This window comes from Myceligenerans indicum (genome assembly GCF_016742955.1).
Classification (GTDB): domain Bacteria; phylum Actinomycetota; class Actinomycetes; order Actinomycetales; family Cellulomonadaceae; genus Myceligenerans; species Myceligenerans indicum.
This window is the reverse complement of record NZ_JABBYC010000032.1, coordinates 1-12325: the sequence shown is the minus strand read 5'-3', so window position 1 is coordinate 12325 and position 12325 is coordinate 1. Positions and strand designations below refer to the sequence as shown.

The window sequence follows — 12325 nt, the reverse complement described above, 5'->3', positions numbered from 1 at the left end:
TGTCAACTCGGACAGTGTCCGAGACTCACAGTACCTGATACTGTCAGTCTCGTGAGGCGGAGCACAAGAGCGACGGCCCGAGAAGGGGAGAATCGATGAGCGTCGGCGTGGACGGACGATCGACTCGCTGGGCGGACCACCGCACCGCGCGCCGGGCAGAACTCGTGCGTGCGGCCCGGAAGGCCGTGCATCGTCTCGGTCCTACGGTATCCATGGATGAGATCGCCGCAGAGGCTGGAACGTCGAAGTCGATCGTGTACCGGTACTTCGACGACAAGGCAGGGCTTCGGCTCGCCGTGGCCGAGGCGGTCGTCGCCCAGATGCACGACACGCTCCAGGAGGCCGCGCACGGCGCCGCGACCCCGGAGGGCGCGCTGCGCGCCATGGTCCGGGTATACCTGGAGATGATCGAACACTCTCCGAACGTGTACTGGTTCGTGACCAGGACCTCCATCGGTGGCAACGACCCGGTCGCGCCCGCCGACGCGCCGGGCGGGCGGGACGCGCAGGCCGCGGCCTCGCTCGTCGGCTCGTCGGACGCACCGTTGGGCGCCTACCTCGACTCCGTGATCGAACTGGTCGCGGAACCCTTCGCACAGGCCGCCGGAGTCACGCCGGAGGACGCCGCCGCGTGGGCGGCCGGCGCCGTCGGCTTCGTGCGGGGCTCCGGTGAGTGGTGGCTCGGCCACCGCGGCACCGGGCACTCCGTCACCCGCGAACAACTCACCGAGCGGGTGAGCCTGTGGCTCTGGACAGGCCCTGTCGGTGTCCTGCACCCCGATGAATCCGCCACGACGACCACCGCCTGATCCGCGCGTACCTCAACCTCGCGGCCGCCGGCCGCCGACCCTCGAGGAGAACCGATGACGACCACCTCCGAACCTCCCGTGACCACGTCCGTCGCACCGTCGGCGGCGTCCGGGACGACGCCTGCCACCGTGTCCGGCCGATCCGTGTCCGACCGACCTGCGTCCGGCCGATCCGTGTCCGACCGCGCGACGTCGGGCACCAACGGTCCTCGCGTGGACGTCGCCGCGCTGGAGCACCTGCTGCTCGGGCGCTGGACGGACGTGCGATCCAACGCCCGGCGTCTGGTTGCCGAGCACGAGGAGATCTGGAAGGTCGACGGGCTCTCGATGCAGGAGCACCGCGAGCGCACCCTCGGGATCATGAAGTACATGGCGGCGGATGAGCACGGTCAGGTGTGGCGCGCCTTCCCCGAGCGCCTGGGCGGCAACGACGACGCCGGGGGCAACCTGGTGGGCTGCGAGGAGCTCTTCGTCGCCGACCCGTCGCTGCAGATCAAGTCGGGTGTGCAGTGGGGCCTGTTCGCTGCCGCGATCCTGCACCTGGGCACCGAGGAGCAGCAGGACCGCCTGCTGCCGGGGGCGATGGACCTGTCGGTCCCGGGCGCGTTCGCGATGACGGAGACGGGTCACGGCTCGGACGTGGCGTCCGTCGGGACGACCGCGACGTACGACCCGGAAACCGAGGAGTTCGTCATCAACACCCCGTTCCGGGGGGCGTGGAAGCAGTATCTCGGCAATGCCGCGAGGCACGGCGTGGCCGCGACCGTCTTCGCCCAGCTCGTCACGAACGGCGTGAACCACGGCGTGCACTGCTTCTATGTGCCCATCCGGGACCCGAAGACGCTCGAGTTCCTGCCGGGCGTGGGCGGTGAGGACGACGGCCACAAGGGTGGTCTCAACGGTATCGACAACGGCAAGCTGCACTTCACCGACGTCCGGATCCCGCGTCAGGACCTCTTGGCCCGATACGGCCAGGTCGCCGCGGACGGGACCTACACGTCGCCGATCGACAGCCCGGGACGCCGCTTCTTCACGATGCTCGGCGCTCTGGTCCAGGGGCGGGTGACACTTGACGGGTCCGCCTCGGTGGCGGCGAAGGTCGGCCTGGCGATCGCCACGAAGTACGCCTCCGAGCGCCGCCAGTTCGCGGCCGGTGAGGGCCAGGACGAGATCACGCTGCTCGACTACGCCATGCACCGCAAGCGCCTCTTCCCGCGGATCGCGGAGACGTACGCGATCTCGTTCGCGCACGACGAGCTCCTCGACCTCTTCCACGGCGTGTTCTCCGGCGAGGAGGACACGCCCCAGAACCGCGAGGACCTGGAGACGACGGCAGCGGCGCTCAAGGCGACGTCCACCTGGTTCGCCATGGACACCCTGCAGACGTGCCGCCAGGCCTGCGGCGGTGCCGGATTCCTGTCGGAGAACCGCTTCACGTCGATGCGCTCGGACCTCGACATCTACACCACGTTCGAGGGTGACAACCACATCCTCCTGCAGCTCGCCGCGAAGCGGCTGGTGGGTGATCACGGCAAGCAGCTGGCCAGGGCCGCCAAGTCTCCCGCCGGCATGGCGGGCATCGTCGCCGGCCAGGTGAAGGACACGCTGCTGCACAAGGCCTCGCTGCGGAAGCTCGGCCAGAACGTGGCCGACGGCGGTGGGGCGCGCGCTGCGGACCACCTGCTCGACGCCCGGACCCAGCGGTCGCTGCTGCAGGGACGCGTGGACGGCCTGGTGCACTCCGTGGCGATGGGCATGCGTCCCGCGATGGGCATGAAGGACGCGGCCCGGGCGCAGGAGATCTTCGACGACAACCAGGTCGAGCTCATCACCTCGTCGACGGCCTGGGCGGAGCTGTTCCGCTGGGACGCGTTCACGAGGGCGCTCGGCGCGATCGACGACCCTGGCACGCGCGCGGTCATGACGACGGTGCGCGACGTCTACGGCCTGACCGTGATCGAGCGCAACCTGGACTGGTACCTCGCGAACGGGAGGCTGTCGGCGTCCCGGGCGAAGGCCGTGACCACGACGATCCACCGCCTGCTCAAGCAGCTCCGCCCGCATGCCGTGGACCTCGTGGACGCGTTCGGCTACGGCCCGCGCCATCTCCGTGCGCCGATCGCGGACGGTTCGGAACGGGTCCGCCAGGACGAGGCGATGGCGTACTACCGGGACCAGGCGGCGAGCGGAACGGCCCCGGCGTCCGAGAAGTCGCTCCGCAAGGCGAGCAGCAGGTCCTGACCTTCTCGCCGAGGCGTCCCGGGCCGGCCGGCGCGCCACCGGCACCGGGCCACGAGGGGCGGCGGCATCGTGGGATGCCGCCGCCCCTCAGAGCCACCCCTTGCGGGCGGCATGCCAGCCGAGCTGGATGCGCGTGGCCACACCGGCGGTGTCCATCATCGACTTGACGCGACGCTGGACCGTGCGGAGGCCCAGCTCCAGGTGCTTGGCGACCGCCTGGTCGGTCAGGCCGGAGAGCATCAGGCCGAGAATCTTCAGGTCCAGGTCGTCGAGCTCGCCGCCGACGCCCTCGGCCTGCACCCGCAGCGGCACCGCGTCCCGCCAGAACGCCTCGAAGAGCGCGATGATCCCGTCGAGCAGGCCGCTCTCGTGGATGATCAGCGCGGAGACGGCGTCGGCCTCGTCGTGCGGTCGCGACTGGCCCTGCACCGGCACGATGGCGAGCCGGCGATCGATGACGAACGCCTTGATCGGGACGTCGTCGGCGATCCGGACCTCTTCGCCGGCGCGTACGGCGTCGACCGCGGCCTCCACCGTCAGCAGCCCCTGGTCGAGCATCGAACGGTCCATCACGGCCCGGTAGCGCACGCCGCGCTGCACCGCCTCGTCCTCCGCCGTGTTGTCCTCGAGTCCCATGACGAGGACCGGCGGCCGCAGAAACGTCTCCACCGTCTCACGCGCGCCGGCCTGGAGCTGCAGGATGCGCTGCAGCACCGCGTCGGAGCCACGGACCAGGTCCACGATGTCGCTCGCGGGCCTCAGGTCCGCCGCGCGGCGGTACTCCTCCTCCAGGTCCAGCATCTCGAGCTGCGCGGAGCGCAGTTCCTCGGTCCGCCGCGAGAGGATCGCACCCAGCGCGATCTCGGGTGGTGCGGCCTGGAACCGTGAGTCGTCGGTGCCCTGGCGCGCCGCGAGGCCGTGCTCCTCGAGGACGAGGAGCACGGCGTAGGCCTCGCCGGGGTCGGCCCCCATCCGCCGGGCCAGCTCGCCCGCGTCGAGCGAGGGCGAGCGGACCAGCTCTCGGTAGGCCAGCGCCTGTGCTTGTGACAGGCCGAGCACGTTGCCGAACATCGGCACCCTCCAGCAGAAATCGATGCACCGAGAATGCGGCGAGGATACGCCATGGCGGGTAACCGCCACGAGATGCCACTCGGATGCGCGCCGTCTCCGCCTCGGCGTCGGTCGACGTCGGCCGCTGCGCGGGCAGCGGTCGAGCCCCGCACTCCGACGAGGGAGTGCGGGGCTCGGCCGTTCGCTCCGGTGGCGTCGTCGGTCAGCTGCTCGCCGGCGGGACGTACGCGCTTCCTGCCGCCGGGTGCTGAACCTGGCCGTTGGCGGCCCCGACGGTGCCCGCGCTGCCGGCGGCCCCGATGCCCGCGAGCCAGCCCTCCCACTTGGCGCGCATGGGGCCGATGAGTCCGCCACCGACACCGACGATCAGGATTCCGGCGACCGTGGCCAGGACGGCGGTCAGCACGGAGGTGGTCACCGAGACTGCGATACCGACCTGGTTGAGAGCCGCGACGACACCCAGGAAGAGAATCGCGACCGACGCGATCCGGGCCACGAGCGGTCCGTGGGAGACACGCCCCAGGGACGACGTCAGCAGGTCCTTGACCGCGTTGGCGATGGCGCCCGCAATGACGACGATGACGATCGCGACGACGAGCTGGGGAAGCCAGGCGACGATCTCGTCGACGATCTGGCTCACCGGATTGGTGGGCCCGAACGCACCGAGTGCGAGCTGCAGCACGATGAGCAGGACGAAGTAGTAGATGATCTTCGTCAGCAACGAGATCGGCTCGACGCCGGACCCGGCGAGCACCCGGCCGGCACCGGCCCGGTCCAGCAGCTTCGTGAACCCGACACGGTTCAGAACCATGCCGACGAACCGCCCGATCGCCTTCGCGATGATCCAGCCGACGAAAAGAATGGCAAGGAACACGAGCAGTCTCGGAACGAAGCTCGCGATCGAGTTCCACGCGCTGGTAAGACCTGACATCCAGTCCATATCGGTGTTTCCCCTTCCCCCTTCGAGGTGACAGTTGCCGGTCAGGGAATCTCTCGTTCCCCGGACACTTCCGGCACGACCTGAAGGTAGTCCGGTGGCGGGCATTGTGCCCGTTCAGGAAATATGGTGAAGAGGAATCAGCGCGACAATGTCAGACATCATTGCAGGTCAGGAAGATGCAGTGGAATTTTTCGTGAATCTCGCTCGTCAACACCGAAAAGGAGTTATCGGGCATCGCCTATATGCTTCGGCCCAGGTCAGACGTCGTCGGGCAGGCATCCGGCCACGTCGGCCAGGTAGCCCGCAGCAGCCGTGGCCAGAAGTCCGGCCAGCCCGGACCCCTCCGGCACGGGGCGCGGGTCGTCGACCACGACCCAGAGTCCGTCGACGACGTCGTACCGCGCCTGCGGCCCGTCGGTGACGAGCGCGCGCACCGCCGCGACGAGGCGGTCCACCTCCTCGCCGGCGGTGCCGACGCCGACCGAGGCCCGCACGGCCCCGGCGTCGAACCCGAGACGCCCGAGGAGCGGGTGCGCGCAGAACCTGCCGTCACGCACGCCGATGCCGTGCTCGGCCGACAGGTAGGCAGCCACCAGGCCCGGGTCGTAGCCCGCCACCGTGAAGGTGACCACGCCGACCGGGTCGACCGCGTCGGCCCACACGCGCACCACGGAGACCCGGTCGATCGCCTCCAGGCCGTCCACCAGGCGGCCGCGCAGCGCGCCCTCGTGTGCACGGACCTCGGCCGGGTCGAGCGCCGCGAGCGCCTCGCAGGCGGCGGCGAGCGCCACGGCGCCGATCACGTTCGGGGAGCCGGCCTCGTGGCGGGCGGGTCCGTCGTGCCAGTCGGTCCGGTCGGCGCGCACACGTCGTACGGCGCCGCCGCCCGCGAGGTAGGGCGTGCCGGCGTCGAGCCAGTCGCGGCGTCCGACCAGGGCGCCCGCGCCGTAGGGCGCGTAGGTCTTGTGCCCGGAGAAGGCGAGGTAGTCGACGCCGGTGTCGGCGAGGGAGATGCGGCGGTGAGGTACGAGCTGGGCGCCGTCGAGCACGATGCGCGCGCCGTGTTCGTGCGCCGTGGCGACGAGTTCCGCCAGGGGGAGCGACTCGCCGGTCACGTTGGACGCGCCCGTGACGGCGAGCAGTGCGTAGGGACGGTTCTCGGCGACGGCGGCGGCGAGCTCGTCCCGGACCTGCGCGAGCGTGCCGGCGACCGACGCGGCGCCGGTCAGCACCGTGGCGTCGGTGTCCCGCTGCCAGGGCAGGAGGTTGGCGTGGTGCTCGACGTCGAGCACGAGGACGCGGCCGGCGGCTCCGGTGTCCGGGTCGGTGGGGACGCACCCGGCCAGCAGGTTGAGCGAGTCGGTGGTGTTGCGGGTGACGAGGGTCAGGTCGTCGTCGCGTGCGCCGACGAACTCCCCGATCGCGCGGCGGGACGCCTCGTACAGCGCGGTGGAGACCTGGGACAGGTAGCCGGCGCCGCGGTGCACGCTCGCGTACAGGGGCAGGGTCTCGGCCACGCGCTCCGCGACGGACTCGAGCGCGGGCGCGGAGGCCGCCACGTCGAGATTGGAGTAGGCGACCTGTCGTCCGTCGACGAGCGGGACGAGCGTGTCGTGGCCCACGACAGGCAGCAGCGGAGCCGCGTTTCCGGTCGGGGTGCCGAGCGTGGTCGTGGTGTGGGTCGCAGCCGTCATGGCGTCCTCCAGCGGGTTCTGGGGGAGTCCTCCCCGCGCTTGCCGCGAACGGAAGAACGCGGCCAGGTCGTCACCCGGGGCACCCCACCGCAGGAGGAGGGTTGCCGGCCAGCAAGCCGGGGCTTGTCGCTGGCGCTCATGACCTGGCGTCATCCTGCGGCCGCCGGTCGGGCGCGTCAAAGACGGTCCATATTCTGGTCTCACTGTGTGATCGGCCCGCCCCGGTGACGTACGATCGCGTCGACCATCCCGAGCGGGCGAGTGACGTGGCACGTCGACCCCGCAGCAACCCGCGGGACTCGCGCTCCGGCGCGATGTTCCGGACCAGGGTGCTAACGCCACGACCGATGGGAGGAGTGCCATGAGCAACCCCGAAGCCGACGCCCCCGCGAACCCCGGAGCACCGCTGGACGCGCGCCCCGCCGCCGGCTACGCCGGTGACATCACCCCGCAGCAGGCCTGGGATCTTCTCGGCGACGACCCGGATGCCGTTCTCGTGGACGTACGCACCGAGGGCGAGTGGCGCACCATCGGCGTGCCGGACGTCAGCTCGTTCGACAAGCAGGTCGTGTTCGCGCAGTGGGTGCACGCCGACGGCCGCCCCAACCCGGAGTTCCTGGAGGAGCTGAAGGCAGGCGTCGGCTCGGCCGGCGGTCCGGTGGTGTTCCTGTGCCGGTCCGGCCAGCGGTCGATCGGCGCCGCGCGGCTGGCGACGAGTGCCGGGATCGCGCCGTCGTACAACGTGGTCGAGGGTTTCGAGGGCCCGGCGGGGCCGGACGGCGTCCGGAACCACAACGGCTGGAAGGTTCGCGACCTGCCGTGGACGGGGGTCGAGGCATGACGACGACCGGCGCCTTCCCGTCCGACGCCGTGCCCGGCGGGTCGGGCCGCAAGCCGCTCCCGGCCGGTGTCCGCCCCCGGACCCTCGCCGTCCGGGGCGGCCACGCCCGCACGGAGTTCCAGGAGACCGGTGAGGCGCTCTTCCTCACGCAGGGGTACGTGTACGACTCCGCGGCCGATGCCGAGGCGGCGTTCTCCGGCGACCTGGACCGGTTCGTCTACTCGCGCTACGGCAACCCGACCGTGCACACCTTCGAGGAGCGCCTGCGCGTCCTCGAAGGCGCTCAGGCCTGCTATGCGACGGCGACAGGGATGTCGGCGGTGTTCACCGCGCTGGCGGCGCTGGTGCGGTCCGGGTCCCGGATCGTCACTGCCCGTGCGCTGTTCGGCTCGAGCGTCGTGATCTTCGACGACATCCTGGCGAAGTGGGGGGTGCGCACCGACTACGTGGACGGGCACGTGCTGTCCCAGTGGGAGGAGGCGCTGGCGGAGCCTGCGGACGTCGTGTTCTTCGAGACGCCGTCGAACCCGATGCAGGACCTCGTCGACGTGCGCGCCGTGGTGGAGCTGGCCCGCCGCGCCGGGGCGACGGTGGTGCTCGACAACGTGTTCGCGACGCCGCTGCTGCAGCAGCCGCTGGAGCTCGGGGCGGACGTCGTGGTCTACTCCGCGACCAAGCACATCGACGGGCAGGGGCGTGTGCTCGGCGGCGCGATCCTCGGGACCGAGGAGTTCATCACCGGGCCGGTGCAGACACTGATCCGCAACACCGGGCCGTCGCTGTCCCCCTTCAACGCATGGACCCTCCTCAAGGGGCTGGAGACGCTGCCGGTGCGGGTCGCGGCGCAGACCGCGGCGGCGCTGGAGGTCGCACGGGCCCTGGAGGGGTTCGACGGCGTCGGCGGCGTCCGGTACCCGTTCCTGGACTCGCACCCGCAGGCGGAGCTCGCGCGGGCGCAGATGTCGGGCGGTGGGACGGTGGTGACGTTCGATCTGGAGGTACCGGCCGGGACGGACGCCGAGGGCGCCAAGAAACGGACGTTCGCGTTCCTCGACGCACTGCGGATCGTCGACATCTCGAACAACCTGGGTGACGCGAAGTCGCTGATCACCCATCCCGCCACGACGACCCACCGCAAGCTGGGCGCCGAGGGACGCGCCAAGGTGGGCATCAGCGAGACGACGGTGCGGCTGTCCGTGGGGCTCGAGGACGTCCAGGACATCGTGGAAGACGTGGAGCAGGCACTGGCCGCGTCGTAGGCGCGGACGCCGTCAGTTCGGTGCCGAGCGCCCGCACGGTTCCGGCGTCGCGAGCGCGTTAGCGTGGGGGACGTGGAATCAGTGACGCCGTTCGTGTCCGTGCTGCGGGCCGACAACCCCGGGCCGATGACGCTCGACGGGACCCGGTCCTACGTGCTGCGGGCGCCGGGCGCCGCGGGGTGCGTGGTGGTGGACCCGGGACCGGACCTGGACGACCATCTGGACGCGCTGGCCGGCGCCGGACCCGTGGAGCTGGTGCTGATCACGCATCGGCATCCGGATCACACGGCCGGGTCCGCCGGGCTTCGCGAGCGCACCGGCGCACCCGTCCGAGCGCGCGACCCCGAGTTCTGCCTCGGCGGGGAACCTCTGCACGGGGGCGAGGTGCTCGACGTGGCGGGCGTACGGGTCGAGGTGCTGGCGACGCCCGGGCACACGCGCGATTCCGTGTCGTTCGTGGTCAGCGGGCCAAGGACGGGCCGAGCCGGCGGTCATGCGCAACGAGCCGGGAAGCCGGGTGGCGGGCCGGCGCCGTCGGGCCCGGAAGCCGTCGTCCTGACCGGCGACACGGTGCTCGGTCAGGGCACGACGGTGATCGCCGAGCCCGACGGCTCACTTCGCGACTTCTTCGAGAGTCTCGACCTCCTTGAGGCGGCGGGCGACGAGACCCTCGGGCTCCCCGCGCACGGCGAGCCGATCGGCGACCTGGCGGCCGCCGTGCGCATCTATCGGGCGCACCGGATCGAGCGGCTCGAGCAGGTCTGCGAGGCGCTCGAACGGCTCGGTGTTCCCGACGACGGCCGAGGCTCCGACATCTCGGAGCTCGCGGACGCGGTGGTGGGGATCGTGTACGCCGACGTCGACCCGCGCGTCCTGGGCGCCGCGCGCCAGAGCGTCCTGGCCCAGCTGCGCTACGTGCGCGGGGAGTGATCCGAGAGACCGCCTCAGAGTGTCTTGCCGTAGCAGAGCTGGTCGTCGTGCCCCGCCCACTTGCCGTACGAGGCGATCCGCGCATATCCGAGCTTCTCGTACAGGGCGATCGCCTCCGGCTGCTCCGTGCCCGTCTCGAGCACGAGACGCGCCAGGCCGGCGCGACGCGCACCGTGCTCCAGCTGCTCCATGATCCGTGTCGACAGGCCACGACGGCGGAAGGCAGGCACCACGAAGACACGCTTGACCTCGCCCGTCGCGGGCGGGTGGACGCCGCCCACGCCGTCGTCGGTCCCGGAGACGTCGCGCACGCTCCCGCCGGCGGCCGCGACCCCGGCAACCCGGATGAGGACCGTCGCGGCGATCGTGGCGGGGTCGATGTGCTCGTTCGCGTCCTCGTCGTTGCCGTAGCGTTCGCCCAGTTCCACGACCGCGGCCTGGCGGAGCGCCGCCGCCTCGCGATGGTCGAACGGCACATGCTCGACGGCGACGCCGTGCGGCGCCTCGCGCGGCCCGATCGTCTCCGTCATGCTTCCGGAGCGGGTCTCATGCCCCGACGAGCGAGGCCAGGACGGACCGGAAGAACGCGAGCCCGTCCGTTCCCGCGTGCGGGCCGTCCGCACCGGCCGGGCCGAAGCCCGGTTCGACGGCGTGCTCCGGGTGGGGCATCAGCCCCACCACGTTGCCCTTCTCGTTGGTGATCCCGGCGATGTCACGACGCGATCCGTTCGGGTTCCAGCCGTCGTAGCGGAACGCAACACGGCCTTCGCCCTCCAGCCGGTCGAGCGTGGCGTCATCGGCGACGAACTGGCCGTCCTGGTTCTTCAGGGGGATCGTGATCCGCTGGCCCGTGGCGAACTCGTTGGTCCACGCCGTGTTGGCGTTGGCGACCACCAGGGTCTGCTCACGGCACACGAAGTGCAGGTGGTCGTTCTTGATCATCGACCCCGGGAGCAGATGTGCCTCGGTGAGCACCTGGAAGCCGTTGCAGATGCCGAGCACAGGCATCCCGCCCCGCGCCGCGTCCACCACGGACGACATCGCCGGAGCGAACCGGCTGATCGCCCCGGCGCGCAGGTAGTCTCCGTAGGAGAAGCCACCGGGGAGCACGACGGCGTCGACGCCCCGCAGGTCGGCATCCGCGTGCCAGAGGGCGACGGGCTCGCCGCCCGCGAGCCTGACGGCGCGGGCCGCGTCACGGTCGTCGAGGGTCCCGGGAAAGGTCACGACGCCGATCCGGGCGCTGTTCAACCGACCCATCAGGCGAGTCCGGCACTCTGGGCGGGGGCTGCCGCCGCACCCTCCGAGGCGTCGATGACGGCGACGACGTCCTCGATGACCGGGTTGGACAGCACCTCCTCGGCCGCCTTGCGAGCCTGCTCCAGGATCTCCGGCGTGACCTCGCCGTCGACCTCCAGCTCGAATCGCTTGCCCTGACGTACCCCGGTGAACTGCGTGAAACCGAGGCGCGGCAGCGCCCCGACCACGGCCTTGCCCTGGGGGTCCAGGATCTCGGGCTTGGGCATGACCTCGACGACGACGCGTCCCACGGAGGCTCCTTGAAAGACGAGGGATTTCCGGGGCCGAGTCTACTGGGAGGCGGGGAACGGTGAGGCATCCGCCTGTGGACGCACGCGTGAGGTACGCCACGACGCCGCACCCCGTTCGCCGTCGGCACCCAGGACCATGAGTACGCCGACCATCCGCGCCCGGACCCCGGCATCGTCCGTGACCGTGGTGGCACGGGCGCGGACCCACAGCTCGCGCCCGTCCGCCGCCGCGAGGCGGTGCTCCAGGTCCAGGGGCACGCACGCCCCAGCGAGCTGCTGCGCGATGGCCGACCGCACGGCACGCTGGTCGTCCCCGTGCACACGGCCGGTCCACTCCTCGATGCTCGATCCGACCTCGTCGTCGGCCAGGCCCAGCAGCGACTTCCACGTGCGCGAGTAGTAGACGTGCCCCGTGGTGATGTCCCAGTCCCACGTGCCCTCCAGTGCCACCTCCTCCACGAGCCGGTAGCGCACCTGACCGGCCCGCAGATCCAGGGCGAGCGCCCGCTCCCGCGCGGCCAGGTCGGCCAGCGCCGCCCGCTGCGTGCGCAGCGACACGAGCCGTGCCTCACGGTCCAGCGCGACGGCGAGCATCGCCGCCCAGTGGTCGAACTTGTCGCGGGCGCTGGTGGCGTGCGTGTCGATCGCACCGCCGATGAGCAGCAGTCCCCAGTCACTGGTCGCGAACGTGACGGGGATGACGAAGGCGATCCCGTCGGCGGAGTCCAGCAGGGCGCGCGTCGGGAACGACGCCACGGGCAGCCTCGTCCCGACCAGCGCCTTGGCCTGGGGTGACGCGGCCGTCGTGCCGACGACGGTGAGCTCGCGCGCCGGGTCGGCGGCGGTACCCGCGGGCGGGCGCGGAGCCGGGCCGTCGATGTCTCCCGCATAATCCCTCACGCCCGGCCGGGGAACCTCGTCGGGGACGGGCGGGTGGGTGAGCCCTGTCTCTTATACACATCTCCGAGCCCACGAGACGGAGCTACATCT

The 12325-nt window shown here is 71.3% G+C and carries 12 protein-coding genes and 1 riboswitch; of the genes, 5 read left to right on the top strand and 7 right to left on the bottom strand.

The window, feature by feature from the left end:
- Positions 1-212: 212 nt before the first annotated feature.
- Positions 213-809: a TetR/AcrR family transcriptional regulator gene (locus HGK34_RS15210; RefSeq protein ID WP_443677253.1), complete on the top strand. Its 597-nt coding sequence runs from the start codon at positions 213-215 to the stop codon at positions 807-809.
- 54 nt (positions 810-863) lie between these two features.
- Positions 864-3050 carry an acyl-CoA dehydrogenase family protein gene (locus tag HGK34_RS15205; protein ID WP_201848888.1) on the top strand — a complete coding sequence of 729 codons (2187 nt, stop codon included), beginning with the start codon at positions 864-866 and terminating at the stop codon, positions 3048-3050.
- An 87-nt stretch (positions 3051-3137) separates the two neighbouring features.
- Here the strand turns inward: HGK34_RS15205 and HGK34_RS15200 are convergent, their stop codons facing one another.
- The 3 genes from HGK34_RS15200 to HGK34_RS15190 all read right to left on the bottom strand — a co-directional run bounded on the left by HGK34_RS15200 (position 3138) and on the right by HGK34_RS15190 (position 6755).
- Positions 3138-4121: a helix-turn-helix domain-containing protein gene (locus HGK34_RS15200; protein WP_201848880.1), complete on the bottom strand. Its 984-nt coding sequence runs from the start codon at positions 4119-4121 to the stop codon at positions 3138-3140.
- Between the two features lie 202 nt (positions 4122-4323).
- Positions 4324-5052 (bottom strand): mechanosensitive ion channel family protein, encoded by a 729-nt coding sequence (locus HGK34_RS15195; protein ID WP_244666802.1) that lies wholly within the window; start codon positions 5050-5052, stop codon positions 4324-4326.
- Positions 5053-5318: 266 nt separating this feature from the next.
- Positions 5319-6755, bottom strand: coding sequence for an aminotransferase class V-fold PLP-dependent enzyme (locus tag HGK34_RS15190; RefSeq protein WP_201848876.1), 1437 nt, complete (start codon positions 6753-6755; stop codon positions 5319-5321).
- Between the two features lie 30 nt (positions 6756-6785).
- Positions 6786-6899: riboswitch (SAM riboswitch) on the bottom strand.
- A gap of 217 nt (positions 6900-7116) precedes the next feature.
- Between HGK34_RS15190 and HGK34_RS15185 the strand changes: the two genes are divergently transcribed.
- The 3 genes from HGK34_RS15185 to HGK34_RS15175 all read left to right on the top strand — a co-directional run bounded on the left by HGK34_RS15185 (position 7117) and on the right by HGK34_RS15175 (position 9785).
- On the top strand, positions 7117-7596 hold the full coding sequence (locus tag HGK34_RS15185) for a rhodanese-like domain-containing protein (protein WP_201848874.1): 480 nt from the start codon (positions 7117-7119) through the stop codon (positions 7594-7596).
- A complete protein-coding gene (locus HGK34_RS15180; RefSeq protein WP_201848873.1) occupies positions 7593-8855 on the top strand; it encodes an O-succinylhomoserine sulfhydrylase in 1263 nt (420 codons plus the stop codon). The genes HGK34_RS15185 and HGK34_RS15180 overlap by 4 nt, the downstream gene beginning before the upstream one ends.
- Positions 8856-8981: 126 nt before the next feature.
- A complete protein-coding gene (locus HGK34_RS15175; protein WP_201848976.1) occupies positions 8982-9785 on the top strand; it encodes an MBL fold metallo-hydrolase in 804 nt (267 codons plus the stop codon).
- A gap of 14 nt (positions 9786-9799) precedes the next feature.
- Here HGK34_RS15175 and HGK34_RS15170 read toward each other — a convergent pair whose 3' ends face one another.
- From HGK34_RS15170 to HGK34_RS23585, 4 genes are read right to left on the bottom strand one after another with little or no spacing between them, the layout of a single operon-like run.
- Positions 9800-10315, bottom strand: a complete 516-nt coding sequence (locus HGK34_RS15170) for a GNAT family N-acetyltransferase (protein ID WP_201848872.1) — start codon at positions 10313-10315, stop codon at positions 9800-9802.
- Positions 10316-10331: 16 nt separating this feature from the next.
- Complete coding sequence (gene purQ, locus HGK34_RS15165) at positions 10332-11045, bottom strand: phosphoribosylformylglycinamidine synthase subunit PurQ (protein ID WP_201848871.1); 714 nt, start codon at positions 11043-11045, stop codon at positions 10332-10334.
- The gene (gene purS, locus HGK34_RS15160; RefSeq protein ID WP_201848870.1) at positions 11045-11335 is read right to left on the bottom strand and encodes a phosphoribosylformylglycinamidine synthase subunit PurS; all 291 of its coding nucleotides are present in this window, start codon (positions 11333-11335) and stop codon (positions 11045-11047) included. The genes purQ and purS overlap by 1 nt, the downstream gene beginning before the upstream one ends.
- Before the next feature lie 39 nt (positions 11336-11374).
- On the bottom strand, positions 11375-12235 hold the full coding sequence (locus tag HGK34_RS23585) for a PAS domain-containing protein (protein WP_201848866.1): 861 nt from the start codon (positions 12233-12235) through the stop codon (positions 11375-11377).
- Positions 12236-12325 lie beyond the last annotated feature (90 nt).

Coding starts and splice junctions, on each gene's coding strand:
- HGK34_RS15185 (WP_201848874.1), top strand. CDS start 7,117: ATGAGCAACCCCGAAGCCGACGCCCCCGCGAACCCCGGAGCACCGCTG.
- HGK34_RS15180 (WP_201848873.1), top strand. CDS start 7,593: ATGACGACGACCGGCGCCTTCCCGTCCGACGCCGTGCCCGGCGGGTCG.
- HGK34_RS15200 (WP_201848880.1), bottom strand. CDS start 4,121: ATGTTCGGCAACGTGCTCGGCCTGTCACAAGCACAGGCGCTGGCCTAC.
- HGK34_RS15170 (WP_201848872.1), bottom strand. CDS start 10,315: ATGACGGAGACGATCGGGCCGCGCGAGGCGCCGCACGGCGTCGCCGTC.
- HGK34_RS15190 (WP_201848876.1), bottom strand. CDS start 6,755: ATGACGGCTGCGACCCACACCACGACCACGCTCGGCACCCCGACCGGA.
- HGK34_RS15205 (WP_201848888.1), top strand. CDS start 864: ATGACGACCACCTCCGAACCTCCCGTGACCACGTCCGTCGCACCGTCG.
- HGK34_RS15175 (WP_201848976.1), top strand. CDS start 8,982: ATGACGCTCGACGGGACCCGGTCCTACGTGCTGCGGGCGCCGGGCGCC.
- purQ (WP_201848871.1), bottom strand. CDS start 11,045: ATGGGTCGGTTGAACAGCGCCCGGATCGGCGTCGTGACCTTTCCCGGG.
- HGK34_RS15195 (WP_244666802.1), bottom strand. CDS start 5,052: ATGTCAGGTCTTACCAGCGCGTGGAACTCGATCGCGAGCTTCGTTCCG.
- HGK34_RS15210 (WP_443677253.1), top strand. CDS start 213: ATGGATGAGATCGCCGCAGAGGCTGGAACGTCGAAGTCGATCGTGTAC.